Annotated in this window: 17 protein-coding genes; 7 read left to right on the top strand and 10 right to left on the bottom strand. The window is 72.5% G+C overall.

The genetic code is table 11. The annotated features are described in order from the left end of the window. The first annotated feature begins 157 nt into the window (after positions 1-157). The 4 genes from ACFQGL_RS21950 to ACFQGL_RS21935 all read left to right on the top strand — a co-directional run bounded on the left by ACFQGL_RS21950 (position 158) and on the right by ACFQGL_RS21935 (position 3,936). Positions 158-1,108 carry an endonuclease domain-containing protein gene (locus tag ACFQGL_RS21950; protein WP_377514134.1) on the top strand — a complete coding sequence of 317 codons (951 nt, stop codon included), beginning with the start codon at positions 158-160 and terminating at the stop codon, positions 1,106-1,108. A 137-nt stretch (positions 1,109-1,245) separates the two neighbouring features. Beyond that, a complete protein-coding gene (gene purD / locus ACFQGL_RS21945; RefSeq protein ID WP_377514131.1) occupies positions 1,246-2,499 on the top strand; it encodes a phosphoribosylamine--glycine ligase in 1,254 nt (417 codons plus the stop codon). Between the two features lie 62 nt (positions 2,500-2,561). After that, positions 2,562-3,083, top strand: a complete 522-nt coding sequence (locus tag ACFQGL_RS21940) for a SigE family RNA polymerase sigma factor (RefSeq protein WP_377514130.1) — start codon at positions 2,562-2,564, stop codon at positions 3,081-3,083. Next, a complete protein-coding gene (locus tag ACFQGL_RS21935; RefSeq protein ID WP_377514128.1) occupies positions 3,076-3,936 on the top strand; it encodes a hypothetical protein in 861 nt (286 codons plus the stop codon). Before ACFQGL_RS21940 ends, ACFQGL_RS21935 begins: the two co-directional genes overlap by 8 nt. Positions 3,937-3,944: 8 nt before the next feature. On the opposite strand, the gene ACFQGL_RS21930 is transcribed toward ACFQGL_RS21935, so the two are convergent. The 3 genes from ACFQGL_RS21930 to ACFQGL_RS21920 form a co-directional block, all read right to left on the bottom strand. Beyond that, entirely contained in the window at positions 3,945-5,507 is a 1,563-nt protein-coding gene (locus tag ACFQGL_RS21930; protein WP_377514126.1) for an AMP-binding protein, read from the bottom strand. A 208-nt stretch (positions 5,508-5,715) separates the two neighbouring features. After that, positions 5,716-6,930, bottom strand: coding sequence for an acyl-CoA dehydrogenase family protein (locus ACFQGL_RS21925; RefSeq protein WP_377514125.1), 1,215 nt, complete (start codon positions 6,928-6,930; stop codon positions 5,716-5,718). Between the two features lies 1 nt (position 6,931). Then, on the bottom strand, positions 6,932-7,384 hold the full coding sequence (locus ACFQGL_RS21920; protein ID WP_203173972.1) for an SCP2 sterol-binding domain-containing protein: 453 nt from the start codon (positions 7,382-7,384) through the stop codon (positions 6,932-6,934). A gap of 68 nt (positions 7,385-7,452) precedes the next feature. Here ACFQGL_RS21920 and ACFQGL_RS21915 point away from each other — a divergent pair, with 68 nt between their 5' ends. Further along, the gene (locus ACFQGL_RS21915; RefSeq protein ID WP_377514124.1) at positions 7,453-8,088 is read left to right on the top strand and encodes a TetR/AcrR family transcriptional regulator; all 636 of its coding nucleotides are present in this window, start codon (positions 7,453-7,455) and stop codon (positions 8,086-8,088) included. A gap of 98 nt (positions 8,089-8,186) precedes the next feature. Here ACFQGL_RS21915 and ACFQGL_RS21910 read toward each other — a convergent pair whose 3' ends face one another. The 7 genes from ACFQGL_RS21910 to ACFQGL_RS21880 form a co-directional block, all read right to left on the bottom strand. Beyond that, on the bottom strand, positions 8,187-8,807 hold the full coding sequence (locus ACFQGL_RS21910; protein WP_377514123.1) for a DedA family protein: 621 nt from the start codon (positions 8,805-8,807) through the stop codon (positions 8,187-8,189). A gap of 70 nt (positions 8,808-8,877) precedes the next feature. After that, on the bottom strand, positions 8,878-10,143 hold the full coding sequence (locus ACFQGL_RS21905) for an adenylosuccinate synthetase (RefSeq protein ID WP_377514122.1): 1,266 nt from the start codon (positions 10,141-10,143) through the stop codon (positions 8,878-8,880). Beyond that, a complete protein-coding gene (locus ACFQGL_RS21900) occupies positions 10,140-11,099 on the bottom strand; it encodes a hypothetical protein (RefSeq protein ID WP_377514121.1) in 960 nt (319 codons plus the stop codon). The genes ACFQGL_RS21905 and ACFQGL_RS21900 overlap by 4 nt, the downstream gene beginning before the upstream one ends. Positions 11,100-11,108: 9 nt before the next feature. Further along, positions 11,109-12,083, bottom strand: coding sequence for a serine/threonine protein kinase (locus tag ACFQGL_RS21895; RefSeq protein WP_377514120.1), 975 nt, complete (start codon positions 12,081-12,083; stop codon positions 11,109-11,111). Next, complete coding sequence (locus tag ACFQGL_RS21890) at positions 12,080-12,832, bottom strand: NUDIX hydrolase (RefSeq protein ID WP_377514151.1); 753 nt, start codon at positions 12,830-12,832, stop codon at positions 12,080-12,082. The genes ACFQGL_RS21895 and ACFQGL_RS21890 overlap by 4 nt, the downstream gene beginning before the upstream one ends. 94 nt (positions 12,833-12,926) lie before the next feature. Next, positions 12,927-13,808, bottom strand: coding sequence for a MaoC/PaaZ C-terminal domain-containing protein (locus tag ACFQGL_RS21885; RefSeq protein ID WP_377514118.1), 882 nt, complete (start codon positions 13,806-13,808; stop codon positions 12,927-12,929). Further along, complete coding sequence (locus ACFQGL_RS21880) at positions 13,808-15,178, bottom strand: 3-oxoacyl-ACP reductase (protein WP_377514117.1); 1,371 nt, start codon at positions 15,176-15,178, stop codon at positions 13,808-13,810. Before ACFQGL_RS21880 ends, ACFQGL_RS21885 begins: the two co-directional genes overlap by 1 nt. Positions 15,179-15,233: 55 nt before the next feature. Here ACFQGL_RS21880 and ACFQGL_RS21875 point away from each other — a divergent pair, with 55 nt between their 5' ends. Both ACFQGL_RS21875 and ACFQGL_RS21870 read left to right on the top strand, forming a co-directional pair. Further along, on the top strand, positions 15,234-16,526 hold the full coding sequence (locus tag ACFQGL_RS21875; RefSeq protein WP_377514116.1) for an acetyl-CoA C-acetyltransferase: 1,293 nt from the start codon (positions 15,234-15,236) through the stop codon (positions 16,524-16,526). 105 nt (positions 16,527-16,631) lie between these two features. Then, positions 16,632-17,501 (top strand): TNT domain-containing protein, encoded by an 870-nt coding sequence (locus tag ACFQGL_RS21870; protein WP_377514115.1) that lies wholly within the window; start codon positions 16,632-16,634, stop codon positions 17,499-17,501. Positions 17,502-17,517 lie beyond the last annotated feature (16 nt).

Genomic DNA, 17,517 nt, shown 5'->3' with positions numbered 1-17,517 from the left:
CCCACCCCCCCCCCCCACCCCCACCCCCCACGGTCGCCGCGTTGATCATGAGGTTGGCGGGCGGTTCGATCTATATGAGCCCCGCCAACGTCATGATCACCGGGGTCGTGGGTGTGGCTGTCCACAGGGTTGTCCACAGGGGTGGTGGAGCGGCTGGATGGGCGGGCAGCTTGGCTTCGTGGAACGCGCAGACGGGCTTCGCCATATCGCCGCCGTTCAGGATGGTCTGATCACTCGGGCGCAGGCGCTGCGTGGGGGGTTCAGCCGGAACGACATCGACCACATGCTGGCCGTCGGCCGATGGCGGGCACTCGCGCGGGCGGTCTATCTCACGAACGCTCGCTCCGACGAACCGCCGGCCCGGCGGTGTCGTATCCGTGCCGCCGTGCTCTCGCTGGGCCCACAGGCGCACGCAGTGTTCGGTACGGCAGCCGAGCTGCACGGCATCGCTGGTCTGCCGCGTTGTGACGAGATCCATGTGGCGCTGCCCGGCAGGGCGGCGAGGCTGGCGCGGGTGTCCGATCCCGCGATCATGCTGCACCAGCTCGAACATCCACCCCACGCGGTGCTCCGGGTAAACGGAATCGCGGCGACCACGTCGCGGGTGACCGTGGCCGAGATAATTCTGCGCGAGCGGCGGTACGCGGCGGTCTCGGTGCTCGACTCCGCACTCAATCAGGGGCTGCTGACCGCCGAGTGTCTGGCAACCATCCCCGTGCTGATCAGGGGTAGGCGCGGTGCGGTAGCGGCGCGCGGCTACCTGACCGAAGCGGACGGTCGGGCACAGTCCCCGCTTGAGACCCGTGCGAGGCTCCGGTGCGTCGACGGGCGGGTACCGCCTGACGCTCTCCAGCTTGAGATACGCGACGACGACGGCTACCTGCTCGGCATCGGCGACCTGGGCTGGCGGGGCGCGAGGCTGATCGCTGAAGCCGACGGCCGGGACGCACACGCCTCGCCAGCGGCGGTCTTCGCCGACCGCCGCCGCCAGAACCGCCTGGTCAACGCGGGCTGGACCGTCCTTCGCTTCACCTGGTCCGACACACTTCAACCCGACTACATCCCGCAAACCGTCCGCCAAGCCCTCGCCGCCGCCCGATCTCGCTGATCATGAGGTTGGCGGGCTCTCTGGCGATCCACTGTCCCGCTAACCCCATGATCACCGGCGAGGGCTGGGGGTGGGGCGGGGGTGGGGTGGGTGGCGGGGGTGGGTGGGGTGGGGGGTGGGGACAGTAGGATTTCTTTGTGCGGGTACTTCTTTTGGGTGGTGGGGGGCGGGAGCATGCGCTCGCGCTCGGTCTCGTTGATGATCCGAGCGTTTCGGCGCTGATCGCGGCGCCGGGTAATCCTGGTATCGCCGGGGTCGCCGACGAGGTGCGTGCTGTCAACGCGACCGACCCGGCGGCGGTGGCCGCGCTGGCCGTGGAGACGGCCGCCGACCTGGTGGTGGTCGGGCCGGAGGCGCCGCTCGTCGCGGGCGTCGCCGACGCCGTACGCGCCAAGGGCATCGCCGTGTTCGGCCCCTCGGGTGCGGCCGCCCAGTTGGAGGGCTCGAAGGCGTTCGCCAAGGACGTGATGACCGCCGCCGGTGTGCCGACCGCCCGGGCGTACGTCTGCACGGACGACGAGAGCACCGCGCGGGCGCTCGACGAGTTCGGCGCCCCGTACGTGGTGAAGGACGACGGGCTCGCCGCCGGCAAGGGCGTGGTGGTCACCGACGACCGGTCCGCCGCGCTGGCCCACGCCCGGGACTGTGGCCGGGTCGTGGTCGAGGAGTTCCTCGATGGCCCGGAGGTCAGTCTCTTCGTGGTCACCGACGGGGAGGCGGCGCTGCCGCTGCTGCCCGCGCAGGACTTCAAGCGGATCGGCGACGGCGACACCGGTCCGAACACCGGTGGCATGGGCGCGTACGCACCGCTGCCCTGGACGCCGTCCGGCCTGGTCGACGAGGTCATGCGCGACGTGGTCCACCCCACCCTGGCCGAGCTGCGCCGCCGGGGCACCCCGTTCGCCGGCCTGCTCTACGTCGGGCTCGCGATCACCGCGGCCGGCCCCCGGGTCATCGAGTTCAACGCCCGCTTCGGCGATCCGGAGACCCAGGTGGTGCTCGCGTTGCTGGAGACCCCGCTGGGTGGGCTGCTGCACGCGGCGGCCACCGGCACGCTGGCCGAGCATCCGCCGCTGCAGTGGCGGCCCGGTGCCGCGGTCACCGTGGTGCTCGCCGCGCAGGGCTACCCCGCCGCACCCCGCACCGGCGACGTGATCACCGGCGCCGACCGGCCGGGCATCATCCACGCGGGCACCGCCCGCCGGGCCGGTGACGGCGCGTTGCTCTCCGCCGGGGGCCGGGTGCTCAGCGGTACGGCCACCGGCGCCGACCTGGCCGCCGCCCGCGCCGCCGCGTACGCGCTGGTGGACGGGGTGGAGCTGGCCGGTTCGCAGCACCGCACCGACATCGCCTCCGCCGCGGTCGACGGCCGGATCACGATTCCCGGCTGAACCCGGGCAACCTCCGCCCGCCTGGCCGCCGTTTGAGCGGTGAGACGAGGGGGTGGCGGGAAATGCCGGTCGATTTCGAGGGCTACCGCAACTACGTCGGTGCCCGACTGGAGCCGCTGCGCCGTACGGCGTACCTGTTGTGCGGCGACTGGCACACGGCCGACGACTTGGTGTCCACGGCGCTGGTCAAGCTGCTCCGGCACTGGCCCCGTGTGTCCGTCATGGACAGTCCGGACGCGTACGTCCGACGGACCCTGTTGCGGGTCTGGCTGGACGAGCGGCGTCGGCCGTGGCGACGGGAGGCCGCCTGGGCCGAGGTACCGGACCATCCGGCGACGGTCGGCAGCACCGACGGCACGGCCGACCGGCTGACCATCCTCGCGCTGCTGGCCGAGCTGCCTCCGCGCCGTCGTGCGGTCCTGGTCCTGCGCTACTTCTGTGACCTGTCCGTCGAGGAGACCGCCCGCGAGTTGGGCTGCACCGCCGGCACCGTGAAGAGCCAGTCGGCTCGTGCGATCGAGGCGCTGCGCGGTCGCCTCGTCGACGTGCCGACCCGAATCGAGGAGGTACGGACCGATGGATGAGCTGACCAAGCAGTTCCGGGCGGCCGTGGCGGAGTCGCCGCCGAGCCGAATCAACCTGGACGCGCTGATCGCCACCGACCGGCAGCGTCGCCGGCACCGGGCGTGGACGCTGACCGGCACCGGGGTGGCTGCCGCCGTCGCGACCGTCGCGGTGGTGCCGACCCTGGTCGCCGCCCCGGGGGCGGGACCGGGCGGGATGACACTGCCGTCGCTGGGCTCCGGGTCGCCCGCCGCCAGCGCGTCGCTCTGCGCGGTGGTGAACCCGTCGCCCAGCGGCCCGGAGCTGCCGCTGCAGACGTACGACACGGTGCGCGTGAGCCCGACGGAGCGGCCGGAGGCGGGCGTGCCCCGGCTGACCACGGCGCTGCGGGCGGCCCTGGCCGCCACCGTGCCAACGAACCTCACAGTGACCGGGACGATCCCCGAGTGCGATCAGCCGCAGTTCACGTACCAGCCCCCGTACCGCGAGTACACGACGATCGCGACGCTCACCCGGGACGGGCAGCGTAGCCATCTCGAGGTGGGTGTGCGGCCCACGTCGGTCGAGGCGCGGACGGACTGTGCGGGCACGCCCGACGGCCGGGACTGTGAGGTGCGGGCGCTGGGCGAGGACGGGGTGGCGACCCTCAGCACCAGTAGGGACCCGGCCGGCGGGATCCTGCGCATGGTGCAGCTCCAGCGGTCGGACGGGACGTCGGTGACGGTCCGGGTGGGCAACCTTCTCTACGGGGACGGGGACGGGGACGGGGACGGGGACGACAGCCCACCCGAGTCAGCCGCCCCGGAGGCACTGCTGACCTCGCAGGAGCTCGTCGAGCTGGCGCGGGCTCCGGGCCTGACCCTCTATCCCTGAGTGGCCGGTCAGCCGTAGTAGCGGCGCAGCTCGCGGCTGAGCACCTTGCCGGTGGCGTTGCGGGGCAGGTACTTCACGAAGATCACGTCACGGGGTACGGAGAACCGGGCCAGGTAGTGCCGGACGTACTCGCGGACCGCCTCGGGGTCGAGCGTCTCGCCGGGGTGCAGAGCGAGGAACGCGGCCAGCCGCTGGCCGTACTCCGGGTCGGGTACGCCGATCACGGCCGCCTCGCGGACCTGGGGCAGTTGGGCGAGCAGGTCCTCCACCTCGGACGGGAAGACGTTCTCGCCGCCGGAGACGATCATGTCGTCGGCGCGGCCGTCGACGAAGAGCAGCCCGTCGGCGTTGAGTCGGCCGAGGTCGCCGGTGTCCAGCAGACCGTCGCGGGTCTCCCGGCTGCCACCGGAGGTGTAGCCCTCGAAGAGCATCTCGTTGCCGACGAAGATCCGCCCGACCCGGCCACCGGCCACCGGTTCGCCGTCGTCGTCGAGGATCTCCAACCGGGTGCCGTGCGGCGGCCGGCCTGCGGTGGTGGGTGCCTTGCGCAGGTCGGCCGGTGCGGCGATGGATGCCCAGGAGACCTCGGTCGAGCCGTACAGGTTGTAGATCACGTCGCCGTAGACGTCCATGAACGCCGAGGCGAGCCCGCCGGGCAGCGCCGATCCGCTGACCGCGACGACCTTGAGCGAGGGAAGCGGGTCCGGCGGGGGCACCTCCAGCAGCCGCTGCACCATCACCGGCACGGCGAACAGCGCGTCGCACCGGTGCTGCACCAGGGCGGCGAGTGTGGCGGCCGGGTCGAAGCGGCGGTGCAGCACGATGGTGGCCCGCAGCGCGAAGCAGACCTGGAGAGCGGCGAATCCCCAGGTGTGGAAGATCGGTGCCGCGATCAGCACCCGGTCGCGGGTGTGCAGCGGAATGCGGTCGATGATGGACACCAGCGGGCCGAAGCCGTTCGGTGTGGGACGACGGGCACCCTTCGGTGCGCCGGTGGTGCCCGAGGTGAGCACGATGATCCGGCCGTCCCGCTCCGGTGGGTGCAGTTCGCCCGGCAGCGCCCCGGCCACCAGCTCCTCGCGGGCGCGTTCGTCGAGACGGGGCAGCTCGGCGGGGAGGCCGAGGACCCGGTCGGCGAACTCGTCGTCGTGCACCAGCAGCCGGAGTCGCTGTTCCTCGGCGACGGTGCCCAGCTGCGCTGCGGACAGCCCGGTGTTGACCAGGACCGCGTCGACGCCGAGCAGGGTGGCGGCGACGATCGTCTCGATCAGCCCGTGGTGGTTGCGGCAGAGCACGCCGATCCGGTCGCCGGCCTGTACGCCGAGCCCCGCACGCATTGACCGGGCCATCCGCTCGGCCCGCTCCAGCAGGTCCTGATAGGTCAGCTCGACGCCGTCCTCGTCGATGACCGCTGTCCGGCCGGGGTCCCGGGCGGCTGCCTGACGCAGTTCGCCGGCCAGACTCCAACCCCACTTGCGCAACGCGTTGAGCTGCGAGGCGATCCGGACCGGCCGGCCCGGCGTGAGCAACCCACGACGGGTCAGCGTGGCAACGATGAACGGCAGGTCCATGCCGCAGACCTCCTTGGCGGGGTGGTGCGCGGACGGGGCAAGGGGCTCCCCGTCCGTCGGGGCGTCTTCCTTGATCATGCACTGGGTGCGGCACCAGGCCCAGCCAGCATGGGCATGGGGTGACGAAGACGGCACGGATCGTGGGAGGCCGGCCCGGCTCCTGGCCCGACACCCGGTGCTTCGGGGGTGGGCCAGGAGCGGACGCAGGTCAGCGGATCTGCATCCCGGAGATCGCCCGGGAGATGACCAGTCGCTGGATCTCCGAGGTGCCCTCGAAGATGGTGTAGATCTTTGCGTCCCGGTACCAGCGCTCGACCGGGTGGTCCCGCAGGAAGCCGGCCCCGCCGAGCAGTTGCACCGCCTTCTCCGTGACGGACACCGCCACCTCGCCGGCCTTGAGCTTCGACATCGACCCCTCGCCGGCGGTGAACGGGCGGTTGTTGCGGCCCATCCAGGAGGCCCGCCAGACCAGCAGTCGCGCGGCGTCGATCTCGGTACGCATGTCGGCCAGCGCGAACGCGACCGCCTGGTTCTCGATGATCGGCCGTCCGAACTGGACCCGGTCCTTGGCGTAGTCCAGCGCGTACTCGTAGGCGGCCCGGGCCACCCCGAGCGCCTGCGCGCCCACCGTGGGTCGGGACAGCTCGAAGGTGCGCATCGCGGCCTGCCCGGTGGCCCGCTGGCCGGAGCGGGCCCGGTCGAGGCGTTGCAGCAGGGCGTCCCGGCCACCGAGCAGGCAGCGCCCAGGCACCCGTACCCCGTCGAGGAAGACATCGGCGGTGTGCGACGCGCGAAGACCCAGCTTGCGCAGCTTGCGGGTCGCGGCCAGGCCGGGCGTGCCCGGCGGTACGACGAACGCCGCCTGCCCCCGGGATCCGAGCGTGGGGTCGACCGAGGCGGTGACCACGTGCACCCCGGCGATCCCGCCGTTGGTGGCGTACGCCTTCTGCCCGGTCAGCACCCACTCGTCGGTGGCCTCGTCGTAGACCGCCCTGGTCCGCATCGCGCCCACGTCGGAGCCGGCCTCCGGTTCGGAGGTGCAGAACGCGGCGACGGCCGGCGAGCCGACGTCGCCGAAGCACTGCGGCACCCACTCGACCAGTTGGTCGGGAGTGCCCGCGCCGTAGATGGCGGCGACCGCGAGCGAGGTGCCGAAGATGCTCAGCCCGATGCCGGCGTCACCCCAGAAGAGTTCCTCGCTGGCGATGGGCAGGGAGAGCCCGGTCGGGTCCGCCCAGCAGGTGGCGAGGAACTCGAAGCCGTAGAGGCCGACCTTGGCGGCCTCCTGGATCACCGGCCACGGGGTTTCCTCGCGCGCGTCCCACTCGGCTGCGGCCGGGCGCACGACCTCGGCGGCGAAGCCGTGCACCCAGTCGCGCAGATCCCGCTGTTCCTCGGTCAGGTCGAGCGAGAACTCGGCCATGTCAGGCCTTGGGGATGTCGAACAGGTTGGCGATGTTGGCGGCCAGGCCGAGGTCGCCCTTCGCCTTCAGCTTGCCGGTCATGAACATCATCACCGGGTTGGCGCCGCCGGAAACGATCTTCAGGAACTCGACCGGGCCCATGGTCAGGCTCAGCTTCGGGTCGTGCTGCGGGGTCTCGTTCACGTCGCATTTGCCGTCGGCGATGACCACCTCGTAGGTGTCGCTGCCGCCGTCCGGGCGACCGGTGATGACCCAGTGGATGACCGCGTTGGTGGAGCCGGCCCGGTCCGCGCGGAACAGCGACGGCATCCGGCCGAAGACCTCGCCCAGGACCTTGCCGCGCAGGTCACCGGACATCACCTGGGCGATCTTGTCGTCCGGGGTGGACTTGACCAGCTGGGCGAACTCCTTGGGGCCGACGTTGGCGAAGGTGGCCGGGTCGAAGTCAGTCATCAGGTGCGCCTTCCGGAAGATTTGGTTACTCCGGCGTAACCCTACGCACGAGTAGGTATGCTCGCAAGGTGTCCACCGCTCCCACCTTCAAGCGCCTGCCACGGGCCGTCCGCGAGCAGCAGATGCTCGACGCGGCAGTCAAGGTCTTCTCCCGGCGCGGCTTCCACGCCGCGAGCATGGACGAGATCGCCGAGGACGCCGGCATCTCCAAGCCCATGGTCTACGCGTACCTCGGCACCAAGGAGGAGCTCTTCGTCGCCTGCCTGCACCGGGAGGGCACCCGGATGATGCAGGCCATCGCCGGCGCCGCCGCCCCCGACCTGCCGGCCGACGAACGACTCTGGCGTGGGCTGAAGGCGTTCTTCGGCTTCGTGGGCGCGCACCGCGACGGCTGGGCCGTGCTCTACCGGCAGGCGCGGGGCGAGCAGCCGTTCGCCGGGGAACTGGCCACCATGCGTACCCGGCTGGTCGAGGTGGTCGCCGGGATGCTCGACCACGCGCTGCGCGCCGAGGGGCGCGAGGTGGCCGGCACCGACCTGGAGGTGGTCGCGTACGCCCTGGTGGGCGCGACCGAGTCGCTGGCCGACTGGCTCGCGGACCGCCCGGAGGCCGACCCGGAGAAGACCGCCACCCGGATGATGAACGTGGCCTGGCTCGGCGCCGCCCAACTCCTGCATGGCGTCACCTGGCGCCCACAGGAGTAAGGAAGGGCACCTTGTTAACGCCTCCGGTATAGGAAGGGACCCCTCCTAACGACTGGCGCACCGAACCGGCGAGCGGCGGAGCAGGGGCGAGCGGCGGATCAGTGGCGGGAGGCGGCCCGGCGGTGTGCCCGGCGGCGGAGCCAACGGATCCCCTCCAGGCCGAACGTGATGATCAGCGAGAGCCCGACACCGACCAGCACACCGCGTACCGGGTCGCGTTCGAAGGCCAGCCCGCCGAAGTAGCCGAGCAGCCCGCAGTACAGCGCCCAGGTGACCGTCGCGATGCTGTCGTACAGCAGGAACGCCCGGCGGGGATAGCGCACCGCGCCCATGGTGAGGGTCACGGCGGTCCGGCCACCCGGCACGTACCGGGAGGTGGTCAGGATCAGCCCGCCACGCCGGTCCACCGCCCGTCGAGCCCACTCGGAGCTGGCCTGGCGTCGGCTGCCGTCGGGCAGTCGGGCCAGCCGCTTCGCGCCCCCGCCCCGCCCGATGGCGTACGAGATGTGGTCGCCGACCAGCGCGCCGAGCGCGGCGCCGACGATCACCAGGACCAGGTTGGGGTGCCCACCGTCGGCGGAGAGCACCGCCGCGGTGATCACTGCGGCCTCGCCCGGCACCGCAGGGAAGAACCCGTCGACCGCGGTGAGCCCGAAGATCACCACATACACCCACGGCGACGTGACCGTTCCGCGCAGGAGGTCGAGCAGGGCTTCCATGCCCCCATGCTCGTCGGGCGGGACCCGGCCGGTGGCCGAGTCGCCGGATCACCCGCCTTCGGCTCCGGCGTCAGGCCGAGCAGACCAGGGCCGGTGGGGCGAGCAGCGGACCGTGCGGGGTCTTGTCGTCGGCGGTGGGGCCGTGCGAGGTCAGCACCACCGGGGTGCCCAGCTCCGTGCGCACAGTCTCCGCCCAGTCGGACGGCGGGTCGTCGTCGTACCGGGGGCGGGAGCGCAGCAGGCGGGCGGTGAGCGCGGCCTGCCGCTCCAGGTCGCCGGGCGGGCCCGGGGTGAGCCGGTCGGTGGTGTCGTAGCGGCGGCAGATCCGGAGCCCGGGGCCGGCGAGGTCGAGGTGGGTCAGCGCCAGGCCGTCGACCCCGCCGGCTGCGGCGAGGGCGTACCGGTGGGCGACCGCGTCGAAGTGGCCGAACCGGAACCGACCCTGCCAGGGGTTCGGCGGGTTACGCGGATCGGCCAGTGGCAGGGCCGGGTCCTCGGTCACCAGCGGACCGGCCCCGTGCCGGGTGGTGACGAGCCGGAGCACCCCGACCCGGGTCACGGTGTCGGGCAGACCCGCCTCGGCGAGCAGGGTGTCGACGTTGGCGAACGTGGTGGTGCTCCACGTGGTGTACGGGTGGAAGCCGTGCCACTCGTCGAGCAGCACGCCCTGCGCGCCCTCGAAGACGCAGGTCCCGGTACGCAGCGCGGCGGCCAGCCAGCTCCGCTCGACGATCGCGACCCGCTCGGCGAACCCGGTGAAGGCGGGCAGGCAGTCCTCGACCGGCGGTGCGTCCAGCGCGCCGAGTTCGGCGGTCAGTCGATCCCGCAGGGCGGTCAACCTGCGGCGTAGCACCGCCGGACGGAGGCAGTCGCCGACCCGGGGCGCGTCGTCGGGGTGGGTGAGGCCGTACGCGACGGCCTCACCCACCCCCAGCCCGCAGGAGCCGTGCCGGTCGGCTCCCCGGGCGATCTCCCGGGCCCGGTTGGCTGCCCGGTGGTACGGGGTGGCGAGCAGCGCCTCCCCGTCGACGGTCAGCCGGTCGAGCGCGTCGGGCACCCCGACCGTGGCGAGATGGTCAGCCTCGGCGGCCAGCGCCAGCGGGTCCACCACCACGTAACGCGACAGGTGCGTACGGACGCCGGGATGGAACGTGCCGGCACCGAACTGCGCGAACGTGTGGTGCCGCCCATCGCGCAGCACGACGTTGTGTGCCGCCTGCGCGCCCCCGTTGAAGCGGACCACCGTGTGCACCGGGCGGGTGGCGCAGAGCCAGTCCACCACCGTGCCCTTGCCCGCGTCGCCGTAGCCGAGGTCGACCACCGCCACGTGCCTCACAGCCGGGTCACCGCACCGCCGGTGTCCCGGAAGGCCGGCAGCGTCGACACCTCGGCCCGCCGCCCCCGGCCGAGGCGGGCCAGCGCCTTGGACACGGTGCCGGTGGCCCCGGAGCCGGTACGGTCCAGGTCGCGCAGGCCCTCGTCCAGGTCGATGGCCTGCTCGCCGAGACCGATGGTGAGCGCGATGGTCTCGCAGACCGCGTCGAGGTCGTCGAGCACGACGGCGTTCTGCCCGAGCAGGTCCCGCCAGAAGTCGAGGACCTTGGCGTTGCCGGCGTAGTGGCTGCCCGCCGGGAGCAGGTAGTAGGTGTCCCAGCGGCTGGTCACCTCGTCGACGACCTGCCGCAGCGGTACGTCCTCGGCCAGGTCGTCGCCGATCAGACCGGCCACCTCCCGCGCCCGCGCCTGCGGGTAGGCCAGCTCGTCGCCGATGATGAACAGGTAGCCGCGCCGGCCGCGCTTCTCCCAGCTGTCCGTGACGGTGTGCCGCGCCATGAAGTACATGGCCAGCTCGTACGACTCGCTCATCTGCCCGCCGCCACCGCCCTCCAGCACGATCCGGCCGAGGTCGTCGTCCATCCGGTTGTCCGACTCGAACTGGCCGACCTGCAACGGCACCCGGTCGCAGGTGGCGTCGCCGATCGCGCCGAACATGATCTGCGGGTCGCTCGCGTAGCCCTGTCGTTGCAGCAGGCCGAGTAGCTGCGGCAGCTTGGTCTGCAGGACACGCGGCACCTTGCCCATCGAGCCGGTCACGTCGAAGAGCACCGCGATGGGCGTCGACCGGGGGTGCTCGTCGGAGTCCCGGCTCTCGCGCGTCGCGTCCCGGGGGTCGAGCGCGGGGTGCACCTTGCGTGCCCCGCTGTCGCTGTAGGAGAACGCGCTGCGGCCGGTGGAGCGCCGGTAGCGGTCGGCGGCGTCGTACACGTCGGTGGACCAGATTCCACTGCCCATGACAGCTCCTCAGGGGTTGAGGGTGAATGGTCGGAAGGTGCGTGGCCCGTAGAGCCGGTCCAGCACCTCGTCGAGCTCGCGCAGCAGACGCCAGGCGTCGTCGGGTCGGGCGTCCAGGGACCGCTGCCGGCAGCCCCGCGCGAAGTCGTGCAGCTCGCGGGGCCCGTGCGGCCCCAGCAGCCAGCTCATGCAGCGGCTGGCCATGGCGATGTCGGTGCCGGGGCCGCAGGGCCGCTTCCGGCAGATCTCCTCCGGGTACCACTCGGCGTCGTGTCCCGGCACCATCGCGGGGATCGTGCTGCCGACGGGGGCGGAGAAGCACCAGTCGACGAGCACCACGCCGTGGGCGTCCGGCTCGATCAGCACGTGTCGCGGCAGGACCGCGCCGTGCACCACGCCCGCCCGGTGGGCCAGGCCGAGCGCCACCAGCAGCCGACGCCACATCCAGGCCACGTCCCGGGCGTCCAGCCCGTCCGGGTACGCGCGCCGCACCTCGTCGAGATCGTGCAGGCCGGGTGCTGTGGCGAGCACGTTGATCCGCCGTTCGGCGCCGGTCGCGCCGTCGGAGTGCCGGAATTCGTCGACCAGCCGGGGCACGTATGGCAGGTAGCGCGGGTCGCCGTGCTCGGCGATGGTGCGCAGGGCGTGCGCCTCGCGGGCCATCAGGTCGTTGTCGGTGGGCCGGCGGGGGAGCTTGAGCAGCCGGTCGTCGCCGACGTCGTAGAGCTCGGCCAGGTCGCCCGAGTGGACCGGAGCACCGAGCCGGTAGTCGCCGAGGACGGTGACCTGTCGGGCCTTCCATCGGGTGGTGACCTGGACGAACGCCTCGGTGGCCTCGGCGCGTACCGCCGGGGCGCCTGCCAGGCGGTCGGGGTGCAGGGCCGCGACCAGCTCGCGGTAACGCCGGGCCGGGTGGTCCGTGCCGAACAGGTCGGCGTCGGTGCGGGCCGCCGCGACCAGCTCGATGGCCGCCGCGGTCCTCATCGCACCGTCTCCTCGCGGGCGGGCCGCAGCAGCGCCGGGTGCAGCAGCCGGGCGTCACCGGGCCGGTAGAGCCGGGCGCGGGGGCCACCCCGGGCACCACCGTGCTCGGTGCTGGCGCCCGTGCTCTCCACGAAGCCCGGCACGGAGAGCACCTTGCGGTGGAAGTTGCCGGCGTGCAGCGGGTGACCCCAGACCGTCTCGTAGACGGCGCGCAGCTCGCTGATCGTGAACTCGGCGGCGAGGAAGCGCGTCGCGAGCGGCGTGTACTCCAGCTTGGACCGGGCACGTTCCAGCGCGTCGTCGATGATCCGGCCGTGGTCGAAGGCGAGCTGCCGGCTGGTCAACGCGGTCACCGGCAGCCAGATCGCCTCGTCGGCGTCCGTGCCGGCGGCCGGGTCCGGCAGGTCGGGGGCGAACGCGAGGTGGGCGATCGAGACGACACGCATCCGCGGGTCGCGGTCCGGGGCGCCGTAACTGCCCAACTGCTCCAGATGTACGCGGCGCAGCCCTTCGCCACCGAGCCCGGTCTCCTCGGCCAGCTCCCGTCGGGCGCCAGCGGTCAGGTCCTCGTCGGGTCGGACGAAGCCGCCGGGCAGCGCCCAGTGCCCCTCGAACGGTGGGTGGCCACGCCGGATCAGCAGCAGGTGCAGCGCGCCGTCGCGAATGGTCAGTGCCACCACGTCGACGGTCACCGCGACCGACGGATAGGCCCGTGGGTCGTACGCGGCCAGGAAATCCTGTTCGTTCACCACGTCTCTCTCATTCTGAGAATATCTCGATTTGAGAAGAACCTAGCGCACAAGAACGCCCCTGCCAACCCCCATCCGGGTCGGCAGGGGCACGTCAGCGCACGAGGCCCGTCAGGTGCGGTCGGCCGCGCGAGTCGTGCAGGGCGAACCCGCCGTCCGGCAACACGGCGAAGCTCGCCGTGCTCGGTAGCGGTACGGGCAACTTGAAGGCGACCTCGACGGTGCAGGCGTCCGGCAGCCGGTTCTCCACAGCGGCCAGGCAGCGCGCCTTGCTCCACATGCCGTGCGCGATCGGCCGGCGGAAGCCGAACAGCCGCGCCCCGAGCAGGGAGGTGTGGATCGGGTTGTGGTCCCCGGAGACCCGCGCGTACTCCCTGCCGACCCGGGGTTCCACCCGCCAGCGGGCCGTGGCGGCCGGCGCCTCGGGGCGTCCGCTCCGGTCTCGGCCCTCGCCGCCGCCGGGCTTGCGCTCCCGGCCCAGGTACGTCGAGACACCAACCCAGACCACCTTCCCGTCGACCGAGCCGACGAGCACCACGTCCACCTGCCGCCCCCGGTCGTGCGGACGCAGGTTCTCCGCGTACGTCGTGAAGTCGAGGGTTTCGTCGGCGGTGATCGGACGGTGCACGGTGATCCGGTTGCCGACGTGCACCAGGCCGGTCAGCGGGATGGGGAAGTCCGGCGCGGTCATCAGCCGCAGAGTCAGCGGGAAGCCCAGCACGTGCGGATACGTCACGGGAAGCCGGTCGGTGAATCGGAACCCGCAGACCCGGTCGTAGTCGGCCAGGTGCGTCCGGTCGACGGTCATCCCGCCCGCGGTCAACTCGACCGCCGGCAGGCCGGGCCCGCGCCGCCCGCCGCCGAGGCCCGGCACCGCGCCGAGCAGGGCCCGCCGGTAGAGCGCCCCGGCCGCCGGCATCCGGGGCAGCTCGACCCGGGTACGGGTGACCGGCTCGGTCTCCCTCGGCGTGCCCATCACGCGCCCAGCAGACTCTGGCCGCAGACCCGGACCACGTTGCCGCTGACCGCGCCACTGGCCGGCCAGGCCAGCCAGCCGATCGTCTCGGCCACGTCCACCGGCAGCCCGCCCTGGGCCAGGCTGTTCATCCGCCGGCCGGCCTCACGGACCACGAGCGGAATGCGTGCGGTCAGCCGGGTCTCGATGAAGCCGGGGGCCACCGCGTTGACGCTGATCCTGCGGTCGTGCAGGGCCGGGGCGAGCGAGTCGACCAGCCCGATCACGCCGGCCTTGCTGGTGGCGTAGTTGGTCTGCCCGCGGTTGCCGGCGATCCCGGCGATCGAGGAGACCGCGACGATCCGGCCGCCGGCCGGGATCAGCTCCCTCTCCAGCAGCACGTCGTTGATCCGTTCCTGGCTGGAGAGGTTGACGTCGATGACCTGGTCCCACCGGTCGGCGTCCATCCGGCCGAGCGTCTTGTCCCGGGTGATGCCGGCGTTGTGCACCACCACGTCGACCCGGCCGTGCCGGCTGGCCAGGTGCTCGGCGAGTCGGGTCGGCGCATCCGGCGCGGTCAGGTCGAGTTGGACGGCCGTACCGCCGATGTCGTTCGCCACCGCGGCCAGCGCGTCGCCGGCGGCCGGGATGTCCAGCGCGACCACCCGCGCCCCGTCCCGGGCGAGCACCCGGGCCAGCGCCGCACCGATGCCCCGGGCCGCGCCGGTGACCAGCACGACCTGCCCGTCGAGTGGGCGGTCCCAGTCGTCCGGTGCGCTCGCGTCGCCGGTGCCGACCCGGACGACCTGCCCGGAGACGTACGCGGACCGGCCGGAGAGCAGGAACCGGAGAGTCGATTCGAGGCTGGTGAGCGTGCCGGGTGCGTTGCCGTCGCGGGTCACGTGGACGAGCTGTGCGGTCACCCCCCGGCCGAACTCCTTGCCGATGCTGCGGACCAGCCCTTCCAGGGCGCGCTGGGCGGTCGCCTCGCGCGGCGTCGGGCACTCCCGCGGCGGGGTGCCCAGCACGATCACCCGACCACTCGGCAGCACGGCCCGGGCCTGCGGATGGAAGAAGTCGTAGAGCTGGCGCAGGCCGGTCGAGTCGGTGATGCCGGTGGCGTCGAAGAGCAGTGCGCCGTACCGCTGCGGGGTGTCGCCGGCGGCGGGGGTGGCGGCCGGGTCGGCCAGCTCGACCCCGGCGGCGGTCAGGAGCTTGGCGACCGGCTCGGCGAGCCGGCCCCCGGCGGCCGCGCCGAGCAGCGCCGGCCCGGGCAGCAGCGGGTCGCCGGGCTGGTGCCGGCGCAGTCGTGGCGGGTCGGGCAGCCCGAGACGCTTGACCAGCGCGCGGCCGGCGGCCGATTGGACGAAGCTCGCGTACCTGTCGGTCATGGGCGTAGCCTACTGGCGAGTAGGGTTCGAGCAACACATCTCGAGGAGGCGGATCGTGCAGAGCATCCGGCGGGTCGCGGTCATCGGGGGCAACCGCATCCCCTTCGCACGGTCCAACTCCCGCTACGCGGACGCGTCCAACGCGGACCTGCTCGGCGCGGCGCTGGACGGTCTGGTCGCCCGGTACGGGCTGGCCGGTCAGCGGGTCGGCGAGGTGGTGGCCGGGGCGGTGCTCAAGCACTCCCGCGACTTCAACCTCACCCGCGAGGTGGTGCTCGGATCCCGGCTCGACCCGCACACCCCGGCGTACGACATCCAGCAGGCCTGCGGCACCGGCCTGGAGGCGGCGATCCTGGTCGCCAACAAGATCGCTCTCGGGCAGCTCGACGTGGGCATCGCCGGCGGTGTGGACACCACCTCCGACGCTCCGCTGGCGGTCAACGAGGAGATGCGCCGCACGCTGCTCAAACTCAACTCCGCCCGGACCCTGGGCGAGCGCCTCAAGGTCGCGGCGAAGCTGCGCCCGCTTCAGCCGTTCAAACCGGAGATCCCGCGCAACGCCGAGCCGCGTACCGGCCTGTCCATGGGGGATCACGCCGCGCGCACCGCGCTGCACTGGCAGATCGACCGGCGCTCGCAGGACGAGTTGGCGTTGCGCTCGCACCAGCGGTTGGCCGCCGCGTACGACCGGGCCTTCTTCGACGACCTGATGACGCCGTACCTGGGCCTGACCCGGGACCAGAACCTGCGTCCGGACACCAGCCTGGAGAAGCTCGGCTCGCTCAAACCGGTCTTCGGCACCCGTGGTCCGGACGCCGAGCAGGCCACGATGACCGCCGGCAACTCCTCGCCGCTCACCGACGGCGCGTCCACCGTGCTGCTGGCCAGCGAGGAGTGGGCGACGGCGCACAACCTCCCGGTGCTGGCCTGGTTCAGCTGGTCGGAGACAGCGGCGGTCGACTTCGTGCACGGCGACGAGGGGCTGCTGATGGCACCCGCGTACGCGGTGCCCCGGATGCTGGCCCGGGCCGGGCTGACGCTCCAGGACTTCGACTACTACGAGATCCACGAGGCGTTCGCCTCGCAGGTGCTGGCCACCCTCGCCGCCTGGGAGTCGCCGGAGTTCTGCAAGGACCGGCTCGGCCTGGACGCCCCGCTGGGCGCGATCGACCGGGAGCGGGTCAACGTGAACGGTTCCTCGCTGGCCGCCGGGCACCCGTTCGCCGCCACCGGTGGCCGGATCGTCGCCACCCTGGCCAAGTTGCTCGCCGAGAAGGGGAGCGGGCGCGGGTTGATCTCGATCTGCGCGGCCGGTGGTCAGGGCGTGACGGCGATCCTGGAGCGCTGAGGGTCGCCGGTCCACCTTTCCGGTACGAAGAGGACAATCCCTCACCTTCACGTCTACGTCTCCCAAGAATAAGGACGCCGTTCGTCCTTATTCGGGAGGTTTGTAGTGAAACGCAGACGCTGGCTCATCGCCGTACTCTCCGGTGCGGCCCTGATCCTGCTGCCCGCTGGCGCCCATCAGATCGCCGCGCCGATCCCGCAGGCCCAGGCCACGGCGCTCAACGAGGACCCGGACGGCCCTGGTGGACCGCGGTCGCCGGCCGCTCGTTCCGACGACCAGCCGCAACCGCCGCCCCAGCAGACCCTCTGCCGTCCGGGCCTGCCGCCGAACGCGCCCGCGACCAGCGAGTTCCTCGACAACAACCGGCTGCTCGGCCCGGCCCAACTGCCCGCCGCGAGCCCGGTCGGGCCGCTGCTCGCCGGCTACCAGCGGTTCGGCGTGCAGACCGAGGCCCAGTTCCTGGCCAGGTACACCGCCGGCAGTCCGGCCAGCTTCCTCTACCCGCCGCAACAGGGCTACGTCCTCGACCCGAACGGCGCGGCGATCAAGAACCGGCAGACGATGCTGGCCGGTTACCGCCTCGACCGCTTCGGCTTCCCCGGCGGCGCGTTCCTGGCCCCGCTCGGCACCCCGTTCGGTGCCCGTTCGCTGCCCCCGCAGAACCTCAACACCCCGCCGCCTCGCCCTGGTGTCCCGCCTGCGGCGCCGCTCGCCAACTACCACACCTACTGCGTGCTCAAGGCGTTCGACGTCGACTCCGGACCGATCGCGCCGTGGTTCGCCCAGCCCGGCCTGGGTACCCAGTTCCAGCTGAACCCGGCGTACCTCCCGCAGGCCGGTGCGACGCTGAGCGTCCAGTGGCTGATCGACAACCACTTCCTCGTCGAGGAGTACCTGGGCGGCGACACCCCGGCGTGCACCGCGGACGCGATGCCCCGCCAGGGCGGCCTGGGCGGCGGCGTGCCCATCTGCTGAAAACCATCGGAGGTCG

The organism is Micromonospora vulcania, assembly GCF_042658605.1.
Taxonomy (GTDB): Bacteria; Actinomycetota; Actinomycetes; order Mycobacteriales; family Micromonosporaceae; genus Micromonospora; species Micromonospora vulcania.
The sequence above is the reverse complement of the archived record's forward strand: the minus strand, read 5'-3'. Positions and strand labels throughout refer to the sequence as shown.

Excerpts from the sequence above, each read along its gene's own strand:
- ACFQGL_RS21940 (WP_377514130.1), top strand. The coding sequence starts at position 2,562 with ATGCCGGTCGATTTCGAGGGCTACCGCAACTACGTCGGTGCCCGACTG.
- ACFQGL_RS21930 (WP_377514126.1), bottom strand. The coding sequence starts at position 5,507 with ATGGACCTGCCGTTCATCGTTGCCACGCTGACCCGTCGTGGGTTGCTC.
- ACFQGL_RS21910 (WP_377514123.1), bottom strand. The coding sequence starts at position 8,807 with ATGGAAGCCCTGCTCGACCTCCTGCGCGGAACGGTCACGTCGCCGTGG.
- ACFQGL_RS21900 (WP_377514121.1), bottom strand. The coding sequence starts at position 11,099 with ATGGGCAGTGGAATCTGGTCCACCGACGTGTACGACGCCGCCGACCGC.
- ACFQGL_RS21925 (WP_377514125.1), bottom strand. The coding sequence starts at position 6,930 with ATGGCCGAGTTCTCGCTCGACCTGACCGAGGAACAGCGGGATCTGCGC.
- ACFQGL_RS21895 (WP_377514120.1), bottom strand. The coding sequence starts at position 12,083 with ATGAGGACCGCGGCGGCCATCGAGCTGGTCGCGGCGGCCCGCACCGAC.
- ACFQGL_RS21950 (WP_377514134.1), top strand. The coding sequence starts at position 158 with ATGGGCGGGCAGCTTGGCTTCGTGGAACGCGCAGACGGGCTTCGCCAT.
- ACFQGL_RS21920 (WP_203173972.1), bottom strand. The coding sequence starts at position 7,384 with ATGACTGACTTCGACCCGGCCACCTTCGCCAACGTCGGCCCCAAGGAG.
- ACFQGL_RS21885 (WP_377514118.1), bottom strand. The coding sequence starts at position 13,808 with ATGGGCACGCCGAGGGAGACCGAGCCGGTCACCCGTACCCGGGTCGAG.
- ACFQGL_RS21935 (WP_377514128.1), top strand. The coding sequence starts at position 3,076 with ATGGATGAGCTGACCAAGCAGTTCCGGGCGGCCGTGGCGGAGTCGCCG.
- ACFQGL_RS21880 (WP_377514117.1), bottom strand. The coding sequence starts at position 15,178 with ATGACCGACAGGTACGCGAGCTTCGTCCAATCGGCCGCCGGCCGCGCG.